Below are 22,815 nucleotides of genomic sequence, written 5' to 3' on the forward strand. Positions count from 1 at the left end.
TACTGCTTACTTATTGTCCAGTTCTTTGATTTTCGATTCTAATTGTTCAATTTTTTCCATCAATTCGGGTAATTTTCTAAAAATTACCTGACTTCGCATACTTGCTGCATAGTCGAAAGCCGGGGAGCCCGTTACAGCCTGATTTGTAGCTTTTATCGTTTTAGATACCCCACTTTGTGCATTTATTCTTGTGCCATCAGCGATTGTAAGGTGGCCAACAATGCCTACCTGCCCGCCTACCACACAGTTTTTCCCGATTTTTGTGCTTCCTGAAATGCCCGATTGTGCTGCAATCACCGTGTTTTCACCAATTTCAACATTGTGAGCTATTTGAATCAAATTATCCAGTTTAGCCCCTTTTCTTATTATGGTTGAACCCATTGTAGCGCGGTCGATTGTAGTATTTGCACCAATTTCAACGAGGTCTTCAATTACAACATTTCCGGTTTGTGCTACTTTTTTATAGGTTCCGTCAGCCTGTGGCGCAAATCCAAACCCATCACTGCCAATAACTGTGCCCGAACCAACAATTACATTATTGCCTATCACACAATCGTCTAAAATGATAACACCCGGATAAATAGTCGTGTTTTCACCTATTTTCACTCTTAATCCAATATATACATTAGGATATATAAACACATTATTACCAACAGAGGCCCCATCGCTAACGATACTGAAAGTACCAACATGCACATTTGTGCCCAATTTGGCTCCTGAAGCAATCACCGCATTTTTTTCCACCTGATGACCATTGGCAGCACTTCCATTCATCATTTTATACTGGTCTAATACCTTCGCAATGCTGGTATAAGCGTCTTTTACTCTGATGATAGTAGCATTAACCGGTTGGTCAAATACCTGATCCTCGTTCACAATTAAAACAGATGCCCCAGTAGTGTAGGCATAGGATACATATTTGGGATTGGCAAGAAAACAAACATCGCCCTCAATTCCTTCCTCGATTTTAGCGGGTTTGTGCACTTTTACCAACGGATTGCCCTCCAGTGTACCTTGTAAAAAGTCGCAAAGCTCGCGTGCAGTAAACTCCATTCGGTCAATTTTCTTTCGGGTAGCAAATATAATGCTTTACAACGGTATCAGCCAAAGCAGCAAGGTTGAGATGGTCGCTGGCATGGGTCACATCTGTAACCTTCCCTGACCGCAACTTGATATTGATATTATTGGCCTCCAAATTATAAGCACTGTTGGTGGTTACATCATTAAATACATAATACTGCAAATCGAATTCATCCTCAATATTATAGGCTGCTTTTACAGAAGTGGTAATTTTATTGATTTTCTGGGCAGAAATAGGCTCATTTTCAAGCTCAATTCTGAATAATTTTCTGTTTATAATGCCATAACTCAAAAACGAAAGCACCTTATCATCACAAAATTGCCACTCTTTTAATGAGGCATAAATGTCCATATCATCAAGACGTGCATATCTGTCCAACATGTCACGATCGCTGTTGAAATCTTTTAATTCGACATCGTGATAAAGAAAAAAATGCAAAGCAGGGGTCGCAAAAAGTGAAGTTCCACTCTTTGCAAGATATTTTGCCCGTTTCAGGGTTTTAATGAGCATTTGCTCCGCACAAATCACGGTTTTGTGTAAATAAACCTGCCAGTACATCACCCTTCTGGCAATTATAAATTTTTCTACCGAATAAATGCCTTTATGTTCAATAACTAGTTCATCATCTTCAACATCCATCATCTCTATTAACCGGTCATAACCGATTACACCCTCATGAACACCGGTAAAGTAGCTGTCCCGCGTTAAATAATCAAGTCGGTCGACGTCCAGCTGACTGGAGACCAATTGATGTAAAAATCGTTTGTGATAGGTATTGGTGAAAATGTCAATAGCGAGACTTAAACGGTTGTTGAGTTCAATATTCAGTTGTTTCATGAACAAAATAGACATCTCTTCATGGTGCACATTGGTGAGGATGGTTTTTTCAAGGGCATGTGAGAACGGACCATGACCGATATCGTGCAATAAAATTGCGATCGTAACTGCTTCTGCTTCCTTTTCAGTAATTTCTTTACCCTTTGAACGCAACACATGAATAGCTTTACCCATTAAATGCATAGCACCGAGGGCATGGTGAAAACGTGTATGCATAGCACCCGGGTATACCAAATGACTAAGCCCCAACTGCTGTATACGACGGAGACGCTGAAACCAGGGATGTTCAACAATATCGAATATTATTTCGTAGGGAATGGTAATAAAACCGTAAACCGGATCGTTTATAATTTTTCTTTTATTCAAAACCTTTTGTTTATTGTCAGTTTTTACTTACCTTAAAGTGTAGCAAAGCAGATATACATCTATCTTTGTTTTTTATTTGAACGTTGCAAAATTACTTTATTTATGAAGAATGATATAACCATTTTATGGGCTGATGATGAGATTGATTTATTAAAACCGCAAATCCTGTTTTTAGAAGAAAAGGGTTATGATGTAGTTGCGGTAAGTAATGGGCAGGATGCCATTGACAAATGTATTGATCCAAAGCTGGATTTAATATTTCTTGATGAAGGGATGCCGGGACTATCGGGATTGGAGACACTTCAACTGATTAAGGAAAAACGCCCTGCCATACCGATTGTTATGATTACCAAAAACGAAACTGAGGGTTTAATGGAAGAGGCAATTGGTTCACAAATCAGTGATTATTTAATTAAACCGGTTAAATCGCAGCAGATATTGCTTACGGTTAAAAAAATTATTGATAATAAACGTTTGGTTTCAGAAAAAACAGACAGTAATTATCAGAAAGAATTTCAGAAAATATTTTTCACTTTACAGGATACACTTGATTCGGAACAGTGGTTTGATATATATAAAAAACTGATTCACTGGGAAATACAACTGGATAAAACCGGTGCCACAAACATGAAGGATGTTTTAACTTCCCAGAAGGCAGAAGCGAATGTTGAGTTTGGAAAATTTATTGATAAAAATTATTTGAACTGGGTAAATGGAAAAACCAAAGGCCCGGTAATGTCGCATAATTTATTACAGGAAAAAGTATTTCCATTAATGACAGATAAAGTGCCGACATTTTTTGTATTAATTGATAATTTGCGGTTCGACCAATGGAAAATAATTGAACCGATGATTACCGAGTTATTTAAATTAAAATCAGAAGATTATTTCTACAGCATTTTACCTACTGCCACACAATATGCACGTAACGCCATTTTCGCCGGCATGATGCCGAGTGAAATCGAAAAACGTTTACCCTCATTATGGTTGAACGATGAAGATGAAGGCGGAAAAAATATGCAGGAACCTGAATTTTTAAAAGATCAGATTATCAGAAATCGGTTAAACTTTAAATACACATATCACAAAATATTAAATCACGCTGAAGGGAAACAATTAGAAGAAAACATTCTCAATTTAATGACGAGTGATTTTAATGCAATTGTTTACAATTTTGTCGATATGCTATCGCACGCGCGAACAGAAATGGAAGTGTTGAAAGAGTTGGCGAGTGATGAAACGGCTTATCGTTCGTTAACACGTTCGTGGTTTGATCATTCACCTTTGCATAATGCTTTGCGCAAACTTGCAACTAAAAAAGTGCGCGTAATTATTACAACCGATCACGGAACTATTCGTGTAAATACACCAAGTAAAGTTGTGGCGGACAGAAATGCAACAACTAACCTTCGTTATAAAAGCGGTAAAAATTTACAGTATAACAAAAAGGATGTTTTTGAGGTTAAAAATCCGGGTGAAGCAGGGTTACCAAAACAACATATCAGCAGCACCTTTATTTTTGCAAAAGAAGATTGTTTTTTTGCATATCCAAACAATTATAATTACTACGTAAATTATTTTAAAAATACGTTTCAGCACGGTGGTGTCAGTTTAGAAGAGATGATAGTACCGTTTGCTGTTTTTGAGAACTTTTAACGTAACTGCGGCATCCATCTGGATGATTTACAGACAAATTGAAATAATCATGGTAAAACGCCATGATTATTTTATTTTTGCAGGGTGGAACAAACATGGATTATAGATAATGTTGATGGCTTACCCGAAATTGCGCAGGCTATTTTACATGCCATCTCCCCCAAAAAAAATATTGCTTTTTATGGACAAATGGGTGCAGGTAAAACCACTACTGTTAAAGCATTGTGTTCGGCATTGGGTGTAACGGAAACCACCTCCTCTCCCACTTTTGCAATTGTAAATACCTATATCGGAAATTCTACCATTTATCATTTTGACTTATTTCGTATTCAGAAAACGGAAGAACTGGAAGGTATTGGATTTCTTGAATATCTTGAAACCAATAATTATGTATTTATTGAATGGCCGGAGCTGGTGGAAGAAATTTTAGATGAATATGAATTTGCAAGAATAAAAATTACAACATTAGATGCAAATTCCCGGAAATTACATCTTACCTGGTAATAAAAAAATATTTATGCAATCGAAAATATTACTCCGGCAAATCAGAATACTTATTTTATTTTTTATGTTCGGTTTATTATTTGCGGGCATTACTGCAATTCCGTTGTTAGCCGAATTAAAATGGCTAATGGCACATGAACAATATTTTCCGGGTTGGTTAAATGGATGGATAAAAAATGTGTATTCGGGTTTATCTGCAACTAATGCTGCGTATCCGTATATTATTTATGGTATCGACTGGTTGGCGTATGCACATGTAATTATTGCAATTTTATTTATTGGTGTATATCGCAATCCGATAAAAAATATCTGGATTATAGAATGGGCAATGTGGAGTTGTGCAATTATTTTTCCGGTTGCATTTATTTTCGGTCCGGTTCGGGGCATTCCTTTTTACCATCAGATAATAGATTGCAGTTTTGGTGTAATTGGCATTTTGGTTTTATACTTCACACGTAAAAAAATATTACGACTACAGGCACTAACAAATGCAGAAAAATAAAATTATTGTATCTTTAAAACATGAGTGAGCAGACGCCTAAATCTATCATATCAGAACTGGCTGCGGCTGCCGGTTTGCAAACGTTGGAAAAATACGCAGAGGTTGACAATAAAAAACAGCGATTATTTATTGGCATTCCGCGAGAAATTGCATTTCAGGAAAACCGTGTGCCATTAACGCCGGATAGTGTTGAAACCCTTGTAGCGCAGGGGCACCGTATTGTAATTGAATCGAAAGCTGGTGATGGCGCAAGGTTCAGCGATAAAGATTACAGTGAAGCCGGCGCACAAATTTATTACGACCGCAAGCAGGTTTTTGAGGCGGATATTATTTTAAAAGTAACTCCCCCTACTGAAGATGAAATGGCCTTATTTAAACATGGTCAGGTTTTAATTTCACCACTGCATTTACCTACTTTAAAAAAGGAAATTATACATGAGTTATCTAAAAAACAGGTAACGGCATTGGCATTTGAATATATTAAAGATGAAAGTAATACTTATGCATTTGTTCGTTGCATGAGTGAAATTGCGGGCAGCAGTGCCATATTAATAGCCAGTGAATTGTTGGCAGATGCTGTTCATGGTCGCGGCTATTTGTTGGGCGGATTATCGGGTATTCCGCCAACACAGGTGCTTATTTTAGGAGCAGGTGTAGTTGGTGAGTTTGCCACCCGCGCTGCATTAGGTTTAGGTGCTACCGTAAAAATTTACGACAACAACGTATATAAATTATCGCGTTTACAAAATAATATCGGTGAACGGTTTTACACTTCAGTTATTAATAACCGACGTTTGTTAAATGATATTCGTACTGCAGATGTTGTGGTTGGTGCCATTCATTCAGAAAATGGCCGGTCGCCGGTAATTGTTACGGAGGCTATGGTTCAGGAGATGAAAGCCGGCAGTGTGATTATAGATGTGAGTATCGACCAGGGTGGATGTATTGAAACCAGTGAAGTTACCACGCATGATCAGCCTACCTTTATTAAACATGATGTAATTCACTATTGTGTGCCCAATATCGCTTCGCGGGTTGCGAGAACAGCGAGTTATGCGATTAGTAATATAACGGCGAGCACGTTAATGCAGTTTAATGAGTATGGGGGATTAGAAAACCTGATTCGCATTTTACCCGGCGTTCGCCATGGTGTTTATATCTACAAAGGCCATTTGACCAATCAGTATTTGGGTCAAAAAATGGGCTTAAAATTTACCGATATCAATTTACTGATTACGAGTTCGATGTAATTGATTTCCCGGTTTTCAAATCTGGTATGAGATTTGGATTAATCCCTGAGCTTTTTCTGCATTTCCGGGCGTGTCAGTTATACTGACTATAACTTTCCTTATTTTATTGATGTTTATAACTTTTTTTGACAATTTTATTGAAAATGTCAACAAGATGTCATTATATTTGACTTTCAAAGTTGGAGGTCATTATGGGAGTTGAGCGTGTGGTGGTGCATATGGATTTGGACACCTTTTTTGTTTCGGTGGAGCGATTAAAAGATTCGCGTTTGATGCATAAGCCGGTGTTGGTTGGAGGAACGGGTGATCGTGCGGTGGTGGCGTCGTGCAGTTATGAAGCGCGGGCGTTTGGGGTCCATTCAGCGATGCCGATGCGTCAGGCGAAGATGTTATGTCCCGAAGCCATAATAGTTCGTGGTGATTATGAGCATTATTCGAAGTATTCGAACATGGTTACGGATATTATTCAGGAGAAGGTGCCCTTGTATGAGAAGTCGTCGATAGATGAATTTTATATTGACATGAGTGGGATGGATAAATTTTTCGGGACGTATGGTTACATGCAGGAGGTTCGGAATAAGGTGATACGGGAGACGGGCCTGCCGCTGTCGTTTGGGTTATCGGAAAACAAGACGGTATCGAAGGTAGCCACGGGGGAAGCGAAGCCGAATAATCACCTGAAGATAGAATATGGGATTGAAAAAACGTTTTTAGCGCCATTGTCGGTGAGGAAGATTCCGATGGTTGGGGAGGTTACAGCGCAGTTGTTGCGTAAAATGGGCATAGTAAAAATCAAGACGGTTCAGGAGATGCCTCTGGAAATTATGGATAATATTCTGGGGGAGAATGGGAAAACGATATGGAAAAAGGCAAACGGGATTGATAATTCGCCGGTAACACCTTACACGGAGCGCAAATCTATTTCAAGTGAAGAAACATTTGAAACGGATACGATAGATGTGAAGCGGATGAAAACAATTTTGGCGGGGATGACGGAGCGCCTGGCTTATCAGTTGCGGCGGGAGAATAAGCTCACCTCAAATGTATCTGTGAAAATAAGATATTCCGATTTTGAAACGCATACGAAACAGTTGCGAATTCCATACACTTCTGCTGATCACACTTTAATAAAAATTGTAAAAGACCTTTTTGAAAAACTATACGACCGTCGTGTGTTAATCCGGTTAATAGGTGTACGTTTTTCAGGTTTGGTAAGTGGTGGATATCAAATTAATTTATTAGAAGATTCAGAACATATCATTAAACTTTATCAAGAAATGGATTTATTAAGAAAAAGGTATGGGGAAGGGGCTATTAAACGGGTTGGGTGATAATGTGCTGATGTGTCGCCGCGGCGGATGTTGATGCTAATTAACACGGAGATTAATGTGCTGATGTGCTAATGTGTTGATGTGCTAATTGAACAGCCGGTTTTGAGATAGCAGTTTATTCGGAGCAGATTAATGTACCAATGTACCGATGTGCAAATGTACCAATTGAACAGCCGGTTTTGAGATAGCTGTTCATTCGAGCAGATTACCCCGATGTGCATGTACCAATGAACACCGGTTTTGAGATAGCAGTTTATTCGGAGCAGATTACCCGTACCGATGAACAGCCGGTTTTGAGATAGCAGTTTATTCGGAGCAGATTAATGTACCAATGTACCGATGTGCAAATGTACCAATTGAACAGCCGGTTTTGAGATAGCTGTTCATTCGGAGCAGATTAATGTACCAATGTACCGATGTGCAAATCTACCAATTGAACAGCCGGTTTTGAGTTGTGTTTTCACTCGGAGAATGAAGCACATTTGCGAATTACTATTGCTAATGTGCTAATGCGTCCGCCGCGGCGGATGCTGATGTGCTAATTAACAGCCGGTTTTGAGATAGCTATTCATTCGAAGAATTAAAGCACAGTTGCTAATTCGCTAATTTAAGTACCGGTTTTGAGCATAATGTTCAATTGGACGATGAATCCCATCTGCTAATTTGCTAATTAACTCCGCAAGTTCAATCGGACGACGTACCCATTTGCTAATTTGCTAGAACTAATGTGCTTATGTGCTGATGTGTTAATGTGCTAATTAAACAGCCGGTTTGGAGTATACTGTTCAATTGGTCGATGAACCCATTTGCTAATCAGCTAATTAACCAATTTGCTAATTAAAAAAATGTATCTAAACACCCACTCTGCATACAGTCTTCGTTTCGGGATTATGACGCCGGAAAAATTGCTTCAGGAAGCGAGTGCAAGAGGTGTGCATAGTTTTGTGCTGAGTGATATTAATAATACTTCGGGATGGTTTGAGATATTGGCTGATGCGAAAAAATTTAATATTGATGTAAAATGTGGAATTGAATTTAAAAATGGAAATACAACTTTATTTATCGGCATCGCAAAAAATCCGCATGGGTTTGCAGAATTGAATAGGTATTTGTCCGGGTTCCTGAAATTGAAATTGCCCATCCCTCCCATGGCGCCTGAGTTTGAGCATGTTTATATTATTTATCCTTATCAGTCGGGAATTATTTTTCATTTGCGTGATAATGAATATGTAGGCATCAGAAAAAAAGATTTAAGTCGCTTCCGATACGAAAAACAACATCTCCCCAAAGAAAAACTTGTGGCATTAAATACCGTAACCTTTGCTGCAAAAAAAGATTTTAATGCGCATCGTATTCTAAGAGCAATTGATGGCAATACGATAATCACTAAACTTACTCCTGAAGATATTGATAATCCGCTGCATCAATTTGAAACTTACGACCAGTTGACAGCGGATTTCATGGATGAAAAATATTTATTGGAACAGGCGCAACAGCTTATAGACAATTGCGATTTTCCGTTTGAATATCATACCAACAAAAACATTCGCATATTTACCGGTAGCGAAAAAGATGATATCGATAAATTATTGCAACTCACTTATGAAGGGGTAATTACGCGATATGGGAAAATAAATAAAACGGTACAGGACAGGATAAATAAAGAACTGGATATTGTAATACAAAAAGGGTTCGTCTCCTATTTTTTAATTAACTGGGATATTATTCGCTATGCAAAAAGTAAAAATTATTTTACCATCGGCAGAGGCAGCGGGGCAAACAGTCTGATCGCCTATTGTATTGGTGTAACCGATGTTGACCCTATTGAACTCGATTTATATTTCGAACGGTTTATCAATTTATTCAGAGCAACACCGCCGGATTTTGATTTAGATTTTTCGTGGAAAGACCGTGAAGATGTTACCGATTATATTTTCAAAAAACATGGCGACGATCATACTGCCCTGCTGACTACTTACACAACGTTTAAAAGTCGCTCGTTTATTCGCGAAGTTGCCAAAACTTTTGGTTTGCCGAAATATGAAATAGATGCCATGGTAAAAAATTATGGCGAAAGTATTTTTGGTGATGCCATAAAAATTCCGGATAAAATTGCACGCAGTATTTATTCGTACGGCAATTATCTGCACGGCAACCCGAACTACCTGAGTATACATGCCGGCGGGATATTACTTTCGGAGCAACCCATTTATTATTATACCGCAACACATCTTCCCCCAAAGGGTTTGCCACCACACAATTTGACATGCATGTTGCAGAGGATATTGGTTTGTATAAATTCGATATTTTGAGTCAGCGCGGGCTCGGCCACATTAAAGAAGCCGTTGAAATTGTACAGGCGAATAAGGGTATTTCGATAGATATTACACCTGTTGCAAAATTCAAACAAGATCCTTTGTTAAATCAAAATTTGGTGAAAGGAAATACCATCGGTTGTTTTTATATTGAATCGCCCGCCATGCGCAGTTTGTTGAACAAATTATTGTGTGATAATTATTTAACGCTGGTGGCGGCAAGTTCGATTATTCGCCCGGGTGTTGCGCAATCGGGTATGATGGATGAATATATTCGACGCCACCGGTTTCCGGAACAGCGCAACAGAATACATCCTGTAATGGGTGATATTATGCCTGATACTTATGGGGTGATGGTATACCAGGAAGATGTGATTAAAGTGGCACACTATTTTGCCAAACTCACCTTAAGTGAAGCCGATGTTTTGAGAAGAGGCATGAGCGGGAAAAGCCGCAGCAAAGATGAATTTCAACGCATCAAACAAAAGTATTTCGAAAATTGTAATGCATTAAATTACAGCAAAGCATTAATTGATGATGTGTGGCATCAGATTGAAAGTTTTGCAGGTTACTCCTTTGCGAAAGGACATTCTGCTTCGTATGCGGTGGAAAGTTATCAGAGTTTATATCTCAAAACATATTTTCCGCTTGAATTTATGGTTGCCGTTGTAAATAATTTCGGGGGATTTTATACAGCAGAATTATACTTACACGAAGCGCGAAAAGCCGGTGCCCATTTAGAAGCGCCATGCGTTAATAAAAGTAATTATACGACATGCATTTACGGAGAAACAATTTATGTTGGCTTTATTCATTTAAGCGGTTTAGAAAGTAAGGTCGCTGAACGGTTACTCGCTGAACGTGCTGTCAATGGGCCGTTTCACGATTTTGATGATTTTATGACGCGTGTGGCCATTAATCTGGAACAACTGGAAATTTTAATTACCATTAACGCATTTCGTTTTACCGGAATTGCTAAACGCGAGTTGTTAATTGAGGCATACCGGCGATTAAATAAATCGAAAAAAACAATTCCTGCAAGTACACTTTTTAATACCGGAGCACCTACCCCATATCAGTTTCCGGAATTACACCTCGACAAACGTGAAGATGCATGGGATGAAATTAAATTGTTAGGGTTTCCGCTTACTTCGCCTTTTGGTTTAATTGATGATCCACAAATAAATAACCGAAGGTTAATTCGCGTTAAAGATTTTCCAAAACATGTAGGTGCAACAGTTGAAATTATCGGCTACCTGATTATCACAAAACATACCGCTACAAAAAAAGGTGAACACATGTATTTGGGTACTTTTTTAGATGAAGATGGCAACTGGCTTGACACAGCACATTTTCCTGCTTCAGCGAAAAAATATCGATTTAAAGGCAAAGCGTGTTATTTGCTAAAAGGCACTATTCAGGAGAGTTTCAGCGCTTACACACTTATTGTAAATGAGATGTATCACTTAAAAATGTGGCTGCCAAAAGATTAAAATAAACTGCCTTGTTTTTCAGTTTTTGGCGCATCGTCGGCATAATCCATTACCATAAATGATGGATTTAATGGGTGACTATATTGCATTAAAATATGTTGCGGACTAGCACCGGAATCTATCCATGCAGCAGCATTGTTTTTTTGAATCATAACAGGCATGCGGCTGTGAATTTCTGCTATTAAACTATTTGAAGCCGTTGTAACAACAGCCATTGTTTTAATTATTTCACCGGATTGTTTGTTGACATAATTATTAAATATTCCGCCGAAATAAAAAAATTCTTCATCTTTTAGATGAATAAACATTTTGCGTTTTTCGCGTTTATTGTGCTCAAAAAATCCGTTTGTGCAAACTAAACAGCGCTGACCATTTTTCCACGCATCGCGCCAGGTGGCGAGTTGAGTTATGGTTTCGATTCTGGCATTAAATGTTGCTCTTTGTTCATTTAGTTTATCGGGAGATAACCAGTGTGGGATAAATCCGAATTGATATGCCTGAATTACATCCGGTTTTTCAATAGTAATAACAGGCATTGGTGAACCGGGATAACCAATAGCATCCTCTCCACTAGCATCATGATATTTTTCTTCAACAGCTAAATCATCGGTAAGCCAGGGTTTACCGTAATTTTTTTCATACACTTCCTTATTCGTTTTCGATTTAGTAGTATAACTTGAACACATAAATTAAAGGTTAGTAATCTTCTTCTTCATCAGTTGTGAGCGTAAAATTATGTGATTTCGCAAAATTTTCCTGCGCTAATGTAAATACGGTATCTAACTCTGATTCCCAGTTTGCAAGAAATTCTATACGTTGATTCATTTCTTCAGTTTCTGATTCTAATGGGTCATCTTCTAAAAAGAATGTGATAAATTCCGGGTAATCATTGATAAAGGTTTTTTCATAGTACGCAAATAACTCAATTGCTGCTGTAATAAAAGTGCTGTCACCTTCAAAAGGTTTAAGTGATTTAATATTTGCATTTGCTTGTTTCACGATGACTAACGACAGGTCGTATGTTGCCCAAATTAATGCACTGTCTGGTAAATCAAAATCAAAAATTGCCTCAATGGCTTCACCAACAACAAGCTGTTGCTCAATAATATAATCATTATAAGCTATTGGGTCAGTAAAAGTTGTTTGAGCTTTAAGTGAAATACCGGCACCAAAAAGTATAAACAGCAAAATTATTTTACGCATAGTAGTAGTAAAGATACTAAAATTGGTTTATTGAATACATAGTTACAACACACTAGCAATCAATGGTTTAATTTCATTAACATCATTTAACCATCAATTAACGCATTACAATATCACCTTAACTGATTTAAACAAATAAAAATATGTTCTTTGCATCACAACCAATATCCAAATGCGTTTTTCGCTTCAATTCACACTACTGACTGCCGGACTGCTTTCGTTCGGTATCGACTTATCTGCGCAACAAGACACTATTCCAAAACCAAAACTGGCATCGCTCAAAGTAGCAACCCCGCCAAAAATTGATGGGAAATTAGATGATGCGGCATGGACAAGTGCACCAATTGCAACATTAGATATGACCTTTTTACCGGAGTATGGAAAAACGCCATCAAAACGGACTGAAGTAAAGGTTATTTATGATAATGATGCTATCTATATTGGAGCAATGATGTATGATTCGATACCAGCTTCAATTAACAGACAATTAGCTGAACGCGATGGTTATTCGAATGCCGACCATTTTGCAGTTGGTTTTGATACTTATAATGATGATTTAAATGGATATCGGTTTACCGTTTCTGCATCAGGGGTTCAGTCTGATCAACGAATTTCTCTGAATAGCAATGGAGATATGAGTTGGGATGCTGTGTGGCAGAGCGATGTTTCGGTGAATGCTGAAGGTTGGGTTTGTGAAATAAAAATACCTTATTCAGCAGTTCGCTTCCCAAGTAAAGAGGTTCAGGACTGGGGATTGCAGTTGATCAGAAGCATAAACAGCACAGGAGAATATATTATCTGGAGTCCGGTGGATCCCAAAATAATGGGTGTTGTAAATCAGTGGGGAACCTATACCGGTTTAGAAAAAATTGTTCCTCCTCTCCGACTTTCTTTTTCACCTTATTTAAATGCAGGTGTTCAATGGACACCTGAAGATGTGGATGCGGAAAATGTTACGTATGAACAAAATAATATTTTGAATGGTGGTTTAGATGTAAAATATGGTATCAATGAAAGTTTTACGATTGATGCAACATTAATTCCGAATTTTGGAGAAGTACAAAGTGATAATGTGATTTTAAATTTATCACCATTTGAACAACAGTTTAATGAACGTCGCCCGTTTTTTACAGAAGGAACGGAAATTTTTAATCAGACATTTAATTTTTTAAGCGACCGATTATTTTACTCCCGCAGAATTGGTGGCGTACCATTTATGTATTACGATGCTTATGATCAAACTCAACGACATGAAATTGTTACAGAAAATCCATTTGAAACCGGTTTAATCAATGCAACCAAATTTTCAGGAAGAACAGATAAAAATCTTGGAATCGGTGTTTTTAATGCAATAGCAACTGAAGAATATGCAACAATAACTGACACACTAACCGGTGAAAAACGTACGGTATTAACTAATCCACTTACCAATTACAATATGTTTGTATTTGAACAAGCATTAAAAAACAATTCGAAAGTAAGTATCACAAATACCAATACACTGCGCGACGGAATCTACCGCGATGCCAATGTTACACAAGGTTTATACGATATAACCAATGCCAAACACACCTGGAATTTTTGGGGATTTGGAAATTATAGTCAGGTGTTTGAACCTTATTATGACGAAAACAATGAAATAGTTGAAGAACCGAAAAACGGATATAGTTATATTTTAGGTGTTTCTCAATTTTATAAAAAATGGAATTTTAATTTTAGTCACGCATTAATCAGTCCTGATTACGATCATAGCGATATGGGTATTCAGTATGGTGACAATTTTATTAATAATTACATTGGATTTAATTACAACAATCAGGAACCTAAAAAAGGGGTATTTTATAATTACGGCAGCTGGGGTGGATTTACTTATAACTTACAAGCCGAACCATTAGCATATCAGGAAATAAATTACAATTTTGGTTTTAATGGTCAGTTTAAAAACTTTTGGAATGTAGGTGGTAATTTATATTCAAAACCGATGTGGTGGTATGATTTTTATGAACCACGATATGAAGGAAGAAAATATTATCATGCGCCATTTACTTTTATCAACCTTTGGGGTGGCTCTGATTATAGAAAAGATTTATCCTTTAACTGGAACATCAGTTTTGGTGAATCACCTTTAGCAAATGACCCTTATTATGGGGGTGGGCAATATATCACCTGGAATGTAAACGATAAATTTTCACTTTCGCATGGTATTAATTTGAGTAAAGACCATAATAACTTCGGTTTTGTGGATTTTGATGCTGCGGACAACAGTATTTTTGGTCGCAGACATGTTACTACTATTGACCAGGAAATATCGTTTAAATACATTTTTGGTCCTAAGATGAATATTCTTGCCAGAGCGCGACAGTATTGGGGAAAAGTAGTTTACCATGAGTTTTATTTGCTTCAGGAAGATGGAAACCTTGGTGCAACTGACTTTAGCGGTAATTACGATATCAATTTCAATATTTTTAATGTGGACTTTGTTTATGCATGGGAGTTTGCCCCGGGTAGTTACCTGAACCTGATCTGGAAAAACAACATATTTCAATATGATGACATTCGTTTCGACGATTATTTCGATAATTTGCGGAAAACCTTTGAAACTCCACAGTCAAATGGCTTAAGTGTAAAATTGATATATTACCTTGATTATCAATACTTACAGCGCAATAAGTCATAAAATATGGGAGATGGTGATATGGCTTAAAAAGTCATGAAATAGTGACATCAGGGTAAAAGCCGGTTTTTGGTTTTTTGGAACAAAGGTTATACTTTTAGCGAACCATATGAGAAATAGTATAACCCTGACATTGTTTGCTGCAATATGTATCATTTTTGCAGCTTGTAACCCTTATACCACTTGGGAAAAGACCCTGATTAACGATAGTTCAAAAAATGTAATCCTATATGCTTCTGATTCCGGAGGGGGATTTACGTTTACCGATTCGGTAATTATTGCACCTAATACCAGTATGGTTATTTACAGTTTTGGCGATGTTACCAAATCGGATGTAGCGGAATGTGATTTATATATTTCAAGACTCACTTTAGATACTGATACCGGATTTGTGATCACAAAAAATATCCAGGATGCTGCAAACTGGGAATCTTCAACTAAAGAAGCAGACCAGGGTTTTGATAATACTTGCACATTTACAGTAACTGAAGCTGATATTTCAATTGAATAATTAACTTGATTAAAATATTTAAGCCGGGATTTCATGCCCGGTTTTTTTTTGACAATTCGTGAACGAGATTCAAAAACCGACCTTTAAAGAAGCACTCCGATTTTGGATAAAATTAGGGTGGATTAGTTTTGGCGGCCCGGCCGGTCAGGTTGCCATTATGCATGAGTTTTTAGTCGACCAGAAAAAGTGGATTAGTGAGAAGAAATTTCTGCATGCTTTAAATTATTGCATGTTACTGCCGGGGCCTGAAGCACAACAACTGGCAACCTATACAGGATGGCTATTACACGGTAGAAAAGGCGGTTTAGCAGCTGGTTTATTTTTTATACTTCCTTCCATATTTATTTTATTGGCATTAAGTATTATTTATGTAACTTTTGGTTCCCTTCCTGCCGTAAATGCCATTTTTGAAGGATTAAAACCGGCAGTTGTGGCAATAGTAATTGTTGCCATGATTAAAATTGGTAAAAAATCTTTAATCAGCATTATGCATATTGCTGTCGCCATTTTCAGTTTTATTGCCATCTATTTTTTACATATAGCATTCCCAATAATAATAGTAGCTACGATTTTATTGGGGTTTTTAATTTACAAATTCGCTCCCCACTTCCTTTCAAAATCCGGTAATAATAAATCAGAAAAAGCTGATGATGAAAGCGGATATTACCTGACAACAGAACGTGTAATTCCTCATGCCGCTTTTAAAGTTAAAAATTTGATAATTCAACTCAGTTGGTTTGTGGTATTATGGGTGGCTCCATTTATTTTATTTTTTGTTTTTTCGGGAGATTTTGTTTTTTGGCGACAATTAAACTTGTTTTTTACACAAGCCGCTTTTGTAACCTTTGGAGGAGCCTATGCAGTATTACCTTATGTTGCCCAACAAGCTGTTGAACATTTTCACTGGCTGAGCAGTCCGCAAATGATTGATGGACTAGCATTGGGCGAAACAACACCGGGACCACTAATTATGGTTTTGGCTTTCGTTGGCTTTATGGGTGCTTATGGTAATGCCGGAGGGAGTTTATTAGCAGGCTCAATCGGACTGCTTACCACAACCTATTATACATTTTTACCCTGCTTTTTATTCATATTTGCAGGTGCACCCTTAATTGAAAAAACGCAACAAAATAAGGGTGTTAAAGCCGTTTTGAGCTTTGTGACAGCTGCGGTAACAGGGGTCATACTCAATTTAACCATCTATTTTGCGGAAGCCGTGTTATTTGGTAAACACCATGATCGTTTTAGTGCTATAAGATTTGATGAACTCAACTGGCTCAATTTGATTTGGATTGTTATTAGTTTTTTAGCCCTTTACCGTTTTAAGGTAAACATGTTGTATTGGTTGGGAGCCAGTGCACTTTTCGGGTTAATAACCTTTCTGGTAAAATAAATAAGTATCCTTAAATTTATCCCATATTTACAGCTTATGCGTTACTTAAAAATTGCTGTCTGCCTGGTAATTCCTGCAATTGTAATTTATTTTTTGAATGAAGGATTCGCCTCACTTCCGCCTTTAGGAAAATTAATGGATCCGGTGCATGGCTACATGGCGAATGCCGAAACCGATAAAAATTTGAAATCGGTCAACATAAAATTAGATGACCCGTCGATTAAGGGCAATGTGGTTATGGATGAACGATTGGTTCCCCACATTTTTGCCCAAGATGAACGCTCCTTATATTATTTACAGGGATATATTACTGCAAAATATCGCTTATGGCAAATGGATATTCAAACCAGAGCTGCAGCAGGTAGATTAAGTGAAATATTCGGTGCGAAATTTATTCCTTACGATAAAGAGCAACGCAGAAAAGGAATGGTGTATGGAGCTGAACAGGCATTAGCAGAAATTAAAAACAATTCTAAACTAGAATCCTGTATTCAGGCTTACACTGATGGTGTAAATGCATTTATGCAACTTAATTCAAAAGGATTAAAATATGCTGAATATCCCATTGAATTTAAATTACTGGATTATAAACCCGAGGCATGGACACCATTAAAAACAGCATTGTTGCTCAAATATATGGCCAGCACGCTTACCGGATTCGACGATGATGCAGAAATGTCTAATCTCAAAAAAATGTTATCCGAAGCAGATTTTAATGCCTTATATCCTGATTATTCTGAAGGTATTGATCCGATAATTCCTGTAGAAAAAAAATATGATTTTGACTCCATTTTAAAACCGGGTACTTCCGGCAATACTGAGCTTGGTTATTATAAAAAAGTAGTTGATTTATTTGAAGCAGAACATCAAAAAAATCAGGTTGGCAGTAATAACTGGGCTGTTGGTCCGGGAAAAACAAAAAATGGTTTTCCGATTTTATGTAATGACCCGCATTTACAATTGAATTTGCCATCGTTATGGTATGAAATTCAGTTACAATTACCTGATATGAATTGTTATGGTGTTTCGCTACCGGGAGCCCCGGCAATTGTAATTGGTTTTAACGATTATATTGCCTGGGGCGTAACAAATGCGCAGGTTGATGTTAGAGATTGGTATACTATTAAGTTTCAAGATAAAAATAAAGATGCTTATCAATATGGCGATACCTGGAGAAAAACAACTAAACGTATTGAAACAATCATGGTGAAAGGTGGTGAAACTATTGTTGATACTGTTGTTTATACCCATTATGGCCCTATCGTTTATGAAGATGTCGCATTAGTTGAAGGCAAAAAGGCTGTAGAACAAACTTCGCGTGAAGGTATGGCAATGCGTTGGATGGCATTAGAACGTTCAGAAGAAGTAAATACTTTTTATTTATTAAATCGAGCGAAAAATTATGATGATTATCGCAATGCAATTTCTTACTTTAGTTGCCCCGCACAAAATTTTATTTTCGCCTCAAACACAGGCGATATTGCTATTACGCAACAGGGCCGTTTTCCGTTAAAATATAAGGAGCAGGGGAAATTCATTATGGATGGAAGTAATCCTGCAGATGATTATAAAGGATACATTCCATTTGAACAAAATCCGACAATAAAAAATCCTGAACGTCAATTTTGTGCTTCCGCAAATCAGCACCCCACAGATTCAACGTATCCATATTATTATACCAGTTTCGATTTTGAATTTTACCGCAATCGGGTAATTAATTCAACGCTGACTAAAACTACACAAGCAACTGTAGCTGATATGCAAAATTTACAACAAAATAATTATAATCTGATGGCATCTGAAGCATTACCTGTAATGTTGCCTTTATTAAATGATGTTTGCAAAACCGGTAAAGCCAATTGTGAAATTTATACTGCATTAAAAGATTGGGATTATAACAATGATGCAACTTCCCTCCCTCCTACCTATTTCCAGATTTGGTGGGATACTTTGTATAATATGTTATGGGATGAAATGTACAGTGATACAATTGCACTAGTAAAACCAAACAAGTATTATACTGTAAATGCAATGCGTACGTTTCAAAACGATCACCTATTATTTGATTTCAAAAAAACCACTGATAAAAAAGAAACTTTGAGCGATTTAGTAAATACCACGTTCAATTTACTTTGCAAATCTGTTGATTCACTTAAAAAACAGGATGTTGATTTATTGCAATGGTATCAGCATAAACAAACACATATTATGCATATCAGCCAGATACCTGCATTTAGCAGAATGGAAGTGAAAAATGGCGGATTCAGTAATATCGTAAATGCCACAAGTGCCACACATGGACCAAGTTGGCGCATGGTGGTTGAGTTAAGTAAACCTGTTAACGCCTATGGTGTTTATCCCGGCGGGCAGTCAGGAAATCCGGGTAGTAAATATTATTCCAATTTTATTGATGATTGGGCCGCAGGTAAATATTATAAATTGGCCTTTTACTCGAATGAAGAGGAAGCCTTAAAATCAGCATTATTCACCATAACTTTTAATTAAAATGCGTATAGCCGTTATTTTGTGTTTAGGGATTGCAATTTGTTATTTCCTTCAAAGTTATTTACCTATCTGGTGGATATTTGCACCGGTTACTTTTATTATTTCACTGGCCGTTCGTTTTTCAACAGGTTGGCGTAGTTTTTTTTATGGACTGCTCATTGTATTTGTAACATGGATGTTATTGTATCTCATGAAAGATATTCCAAATGATCAGGTTATGAGTTCAAAAATGGCTAACCTATTTAATTTCAAAAATGCCTATAGTTTATTTATTGTAATTTCATTAATTATGGGTATCGTTGGCGGGCTTGCGTCCACTGCGGCTTATTATATCAGAAAACGATAAATAAAATGCAAAATTGGGATATTGTTTTATTAACTGAAGATCGTTACTACGAGCCGGTTTCTATTACCCCATATATTCAAAACATTCTTGATGATGATCGTTTGTTAATGGCAGCATTAGCGGCTGAAAATTTTAAGGTGGTTCGTAAATCATGGAGTGATCCTGATTTTGATTGGTCCACAACAAAATTTTGCATTTTCAGAACCACCTGGGATTATTTTGACCGATTTGAAACATTTTTTAATTGGTTTAACGCTACAGCAAAAAAAACACATTTCATAAATTCAGAATTGCTGATTCGCTGGAATTTGGATAAACATTATCTCGCTGATTTAAAAGCTAAAAATATTAATATTGTTGAAACCTTATTTATAGAAGCAGGATATGATGATTCATTAAATTCATTATTTATAAATTCAGGTTTCGATGTTGCCATTTTAAAGCCGGCCATTTCAGGGGCAGCCAGACATACCTATAAATTAAATGCAGAAAATATAGGTCAGCACGAAAAAATATTTCAATCTTTAATTGCAAATGAGGCGATGTTACTGCAACCTTTTCAACAAGAAATTATTACAACCGGTGAAGTTGCATTTATGCTGATGGGCGGAAAATTTACGCATGCTGTTTTGAAAAAAGCCAAACCCGGCGATTTCAGGGTGCAGGATGATTTCGGAGGCACATTACACGATTATCACCCAACACCTGAAGAAATACAATTTTCAGAACAGGCTATTGCTGCTTGTCCGGAACAACCATTGTATGCTCGGGTTGATATGATTCGCGATAATTATGGCAATTTGGCAATTATGGAACTTGAAATTATTGAACCGGAACTGTGGTTGCGACGCGCGCCGGAATCGGCAATTGCATTAACTAAATCGATTAAAAATTACATAAACACAATATGAAAAAACCCTTACTAACGCTTTTTGTATTATTGAATACATTAATTTCAATAGCTCAGGTATCTTCTGATTATGCCGTGTTGGTATCTGCTACAAACTCGACAACACCTCCATCAATTCAATTATATTGGCCTTTGTATGCGAATGCAACAGATTACACCATTTATAAAAAAGAATTATCGACAACATCATGGGGCACATCTATCGCAACATTAAGTGGAACAGCAACAACTTATACTGATAATGATGTAATAATTGATTCTGCTTATGAATATAAAATTGTGCGTAATTCAACAACAGGTATTATTGGAGAAGGATATTTAATTGGTGGAATTGAATTAAGTGTTGTTGATTACAGAGGTACTTGCCTTCTAGTGTTAGACACAACAATCACTACTGATTTAACAAACGAAATTTATCAATTAAAAAAAGATATTTCCGGTGATGGTTGGGCAGTTGAAGAATTACATGTAGCAAGAGATATGAGTCCGACCTTTGTTCGTGATTTAATAATTGGCAGAGCGAATGCAAATACCGCCATTACTGCCTTGTTTTTATTTGGAAGAGTTCCGGTACTATATTCAGGTAATTTATATCCGGATGGTCACCCTGATCATCAGGGTGCATGGCCGGCTGATGGTATTTATGGCGATATTGATGTGGAATACACCGATGCAACAGTTGATAATATAGTGGCAGCAAGAATTGAAAATCAAAATGTACCCGGCGATGGGAAATATGATCAGTCGGTTTTTAAATCTAAACTCGAACTTGAAGTTGGACGTGTAGATTTATATAATATGCCTACTTTTATTTTAGATGAGGCGAGTTTATTAAAAAGATATTTGCAAGCCGATCATGAATTTAGAACGGGTGTGCATATTTATGCTCGTCGTGCATTAATTGATGATAATTTTGGTGCATTTGCAGGTGAAGCATTTGCTTCTAGTGGCTGGAGAAATTTTGCACCAATGTTTGGCAGCAGCGAAATTTATGAAGCCGATTATTTTACAACAATGTATACCAATGATTACCTCTGGAGTTACGGATGCGGCGGCGGCTGGTTTCAGGGGGCAGGCGGTGTTGGAACAACTAATGATTTTGCATTGGATACTGTTAAATCGGCATTCACGATGTTATTCGGCAGTTATTTTGGCGACTGGGATGCAAACGATGATTTTTTACGTGCTCCTTTAGCATCGGGTAAAACATTAACCAATTGTTGGGCAGGCCGCCCACACTGGCATTTTCACAATATGGCTATGGGTGCAAATATTGGTTATAGTGCACGATTAACACAAAATAATCAATCCACCTATGTATCTAATATCTTTCCAAAATGGGTGCATATTGCTTTAATGGGTGATCCCACATTAAGAATGCATATTGTTCAACCACCTGCAACAATTTCACTGGCCATACCAACCGGCGAAACAAGTGTAATTGGAATTGATTACACGAATTCACCTGACCCTGATGTTATTGGGTATTATGTTTACCGCAGTGCAACCGAATTTGGTGTATATGAACGTATTACTGAAGAATTAATTAATTACAGTCCGTTTATTGATGAAGAACCAATTCATGGCACTAATTATTATATGGTAAAAGCCGTAAAACTTGAAACCTCATCAAGTGGAAGTTATTATAATACCAGCACCGGTATTAGTGATTCCATTTTTATAGAATATGTTTCCATTGAAAATAATTTGGCTGCTACAATTTCAATTGCGCCGAATCCTGCATCCGATCACATATCAATAAATTTCACAGCAAATCCATTACAAACTAATTATACAATCACCAATTTAGAAGGCAAAATATATTTACAGGGATTAATAAATGTTTCATCAAATAAAATAAATATTCAAATGCTTCCTGAAGGAATGTATTTATTTAATTTGGGTGATTATCACAAAAAATTTATGGTAATGAATTAA

At 37.0% G+C, this 22,815-nt stretch carries 16 protein-coding genes and 1 pseudogene; 13 read left to right on the forward strand and 4 right to left on the reverse strand.

Annotated elements, in window-relative coordinates; all coding sequences use genetic code 11:
• Positions 1-6: 6 nt before the first annotated feature.
• Together lpxD and IPI65_18610 are read right to left on the reverse strand one after the other, a co-directional pair.
• The gene (gene lpxD, locus IPI65_18605; GenBank protein MBK7443438.1) at positions 7-1,053 is read right to left on the reverse strand and encodes a UDP-3-O-(3-hydroxymyristoyl)glucosamine N-acyltransferase; all 1,047 of its coding nucleotides are present in this window, start codon (positions 1,051-1,053) and stop codon (positions 7-9) included.
• Positions 1,054-1,057: 4 nt separating this feature from the next.
• A complete protein-coding gene (locus tag IPI65_18610; protein MBK7443439.1) occupies positions 1,058-2,284 on the reverse strand; it encodes an HD domain-containing protein in 1,227 nt (408 codons plus the stop codon).
• Between the two features lie 102 nt (positions 2,285-2,386).
• On the opposite strand from IPI65_18610, the gene IPI65_18615 reads away from it, so the two are divergent.
• The 6 genes and pseudogenes from IPI65_18615 to IPI65_18640 all read left to right on the forward strand — a co-directional run bounded on the left by IPI65_18615 (position 2,387) and on the right by IPI65_18640 (position 11,335).
• Positions 2,387-3,940 carry a PglZ domain-containing protein gene (locus tag IPI65_18615; protein ID MBK7443440.1) on the forward strand — a complete coding sequence of 518 codons (1,554 nt, stop codon included), beginning with the start codon at positions 2,387-2,389 and terminating at the stop codon, positions 3,938-3,940.
• Positions 3,941-4,039: 99 nt separating this feature from the next.
• The gene (gene tsaE / locus IPI65_18620) at positions 4,040-4,444 is read left to right on the forward strand and encodes a tRNA (adenosine(37)-N6)-threonylcarbamoyltransferase complex ATPase subunit type 1 TsaE (GenBank protein MBK7443441.1); all 405 of its coding nucleotides are present in this window, start codon (positions 4,040-4,042) and stop codon (positions 4,442-4,444) included.
• A 13-nt stretch (positions 4,445-4,457) separates the two neighbouring features.
• Complete coding sequence (locus tag IPI65_18625; protein ID MBK7443442.1) at positions 4,458-4,946, forward strand: hypothetical protein; 489 nt, start codon at positions 4,458-4,460, stop codon at positions 4,944-4,946.
• A gap of 20 nt (positions 4,947-4,966) precedes the next feature.
• Positions 4,967-6,196: an alanine dehydrogenase gene (locus IPI65_18630; GenBank protein MBK7443443.1), complete on the forward strand. Its 1,230-nt coding sequence runs from the start codon at positions 4,967-4,969 to the stop codon at positions 6,194-6,196.
• 191 nt (positions 6,197-6,387) lie between these two features.
• Positions 6,388-7,527 (forward strand): DNA polymerase IV, encoded by a 1,140-nt coding sequence (gene dinB, locus IPI65_18635; GenBank protein MBK7443444.1) that lies wholly within the window; start codon positions 6,388-6,390, stop codon positions 7,525-7,527.
• Between the two features lie 845 nt (positions 7,528-8,372).
• Positions 8,373-11,335: pseudogene (locus IPI65_18640) on the forward strand (DNA polymerase III subunit alpha).
• Here the strand turns inward: IPI65_18640 and IPI65_18645 are convergent.
• Both IPI65_18645 and IPI65_18650 read right to left on the reverse strand, forming a co-directional pair.
• Positions 11,332-12,021, reverse strand: a complete 690-nt coding sequence (locus IPI65_18645) for an SOS response-associated peptidase (protein ID MBK7443445.1) — start codon at positions 12,019-12,021, stop codon at positions 11,332-11,334. The pseudogene IPI65_18640 and the gene IPI65_18645 overlap by 4 nt on opposite strands.
• A gap of 10 nt (positions 12,022-12,031) precedes the next feature.
• Positions 12,032-12,538, reverse strand: coding sequence for a hypothetical protein (locus tag IPI65_18650; GenBank protein ID MBK7443446.1), 507 nt, complete (start codon positions 12,536-12,538; stop codon positions 12,032-12,034).
• A gap of 172 nt (positions 12,539-12,710) precedes the next feature.
• Here IPI65_18650 and IPI65_18655 point away from each other — a divergent pair, with 172 nt between their 5' ends.
• From IPI65_18655 to IPI65_18685, 7 genes are all read left to right on the forward strand, one after another.
• A complete protein-coding gene (locus IPI65_18655) occupies positions 12,711-15,215 on the forward strand; it encodes a carbohydrate binding family 9 domain-containing protein (protein MBK7443447.1) in 2,505 nt (834 codons plus the stop codon).
• 106 nt (positions 15,216-15,321) lie between these two features.
• Positions 15,322-15,723 carry a hypothetical protein gene (locus IPI65_18660; protein ID MBK7443448.1) on the forward strand — a complete coding sequence of 134 codons (402 nt, stop codon included), beginning with the start codon at positions 15,322-15,324 and terminating at the stop codon, positions 15,721-15,723.
• A gap of 58 nt (positions 15,724-15,781) precedes the next feature.
• A complete protein-coding gene (gene chrA / locus IPI65_18665; GenBank protein MBK7443449.1) occupies positions 15,782-17,116 on the forward strand; it encodes a chromate efflux transporter in 1,335 nt (444 codons plus the stop codon).
• A gap of 36 nt (positions 17,117-17,152) precedes the next feature.
• Entirely contained in the window at positions 17,153-19,621 is a 2,469-nt protein-coding gene (locus IPI65_18670; protein MBK7443450.1) for a penicillin acylase family protein, read from the forward strand.
• 1 nt (position 19,622) lies between these two features.
• On the forward strand, positions 19,623-19,967 hold the full coding sequence (locus tag IPI65_18675; GenBank protein ID MBK7443451.1) for a hypothetical protein: 345 nt from the start codon (positions 19,623-19,625) through the stop codon (positions 19,965-19,967).
• Between the two features lie 5 nt (positions 19,968-19,972).
• Positions 19,973-20,878: a hypothetical protein gene (locus tag IPI65_18680; protein MBK7443452.1), complete on the forward strand. Its 906-nt coding sequence runs from the start codon at positions 19,973-19,975 to the stop codon at positions 20,876-20,878.
• The gene (locus IPI65_18685; protein ID MBK7443453.1) at positions 20,875-22,815 is read left to right on the forward strand and encodes a T9SS type A sorting domain-containing protein; all 1,941 of its coding nucleotides are present in this window, start codon (positions 20,875-20,877) and stop codon (positions 22,813-22,815) included. Before IPI65_18680 ends, IPI65_18685 begins: the two co-directional genes overlap by 4 nt.

Source organism: Bacteroidota bacterium (assembly GCA_016706255.1).
Classification (GTDB): Bacteria; Bacteroidota; Bacteroidia; order Chitinophagales; family BACL12; genus UBA7236.

Bases quoted from the DNA above. Each gene is read 5' to 3' on its own strand.
- lpxD (MBK7443438.1), bottom strand. From the start codon at position 1,053: ATGGAGTTTACTGCACGCGAGCTTTGCGACTTTTTACAAGGTACACTG.
- IPI65_18615 (MBK7443440.1), top strand. From the start codon at position 2,387: ATGAAGAATGATATAACCATTTTATGGGCTGATGATGAGATTGATTTA.
- IPI65_18625 (MBK7443442.1), top strand. From the start codon at position 4,458: ATGCAATCGAAAATATTACTCCGGCAAATCAGAATACTTATTTTATTT.
- IPI65_18630 (MBK7443443.1), top strand. From the start codon at position 4,967: ATGAGTGAGCAGACGCCTAAATCTATCATATCAGAACTGGCTGCGGCT.
- dinB (MBK7443444.1), top strand. From the start codon at position 6,388: ATGGGAGTTGAGCGTGTGGTGGTGCATATGGATTTGGACACCTTTTTT.
- IPI65_18645 (MBK7443445.1), bottom strand. From the start codon at position 12,021: ATGTGTTCAAGTTATACTACTAAATCGAAAACGAATAAGGAAGTGTAT.
- IPI65_18650 (MBK7443446.1), bottom strand. From the start codon at position 12,538: ATGCGTAAAATAATTTTGCTGTTTATACTTTTTGGTGCCGGTATTTCA.
- IPI65_18655 (MBK7443447.1), top strand. From the start codon at position 12,711: ATGCGTTTTTCGCTTCAATTCACACTACTGACTGCCGGACTGCTTTCG.
- IPI65_18660 (MBK7443448.1), top strand. From the start codon at position 15,322: ATGAGAAATAGTATAACCCTGACATTGTTTGCTGCAATATGTATCATT.
- IPI65_18670 (MBK7443450.1), top strand. From the start codon at position 17,153: ATGCGTTACTTAAAAATTGCTGTCTGCCTGGTAATTCCTGCAATTGTA.
- IPI65_18675 (MBK7443451.1), top strand. From the start codon at position 19,623: ATGCGTATAGCCGTTATTTTGTGTTTAGGGATTGCAATTTGTTATTTC.
- IPI65_18680 (MBK7443452.1), top strand. From the start codon at position 19,973: ATGCAAAATTGGGATATTGTTTTATTAACTGAAGATCGTTACTACGAG.
- IPI65_18685 (MBK7443453.1), top strand. From the start codon at position 20,875: ATGAAAAAACCCTTACTAACGCTTTTTGTATTATTGAATACATTAATT.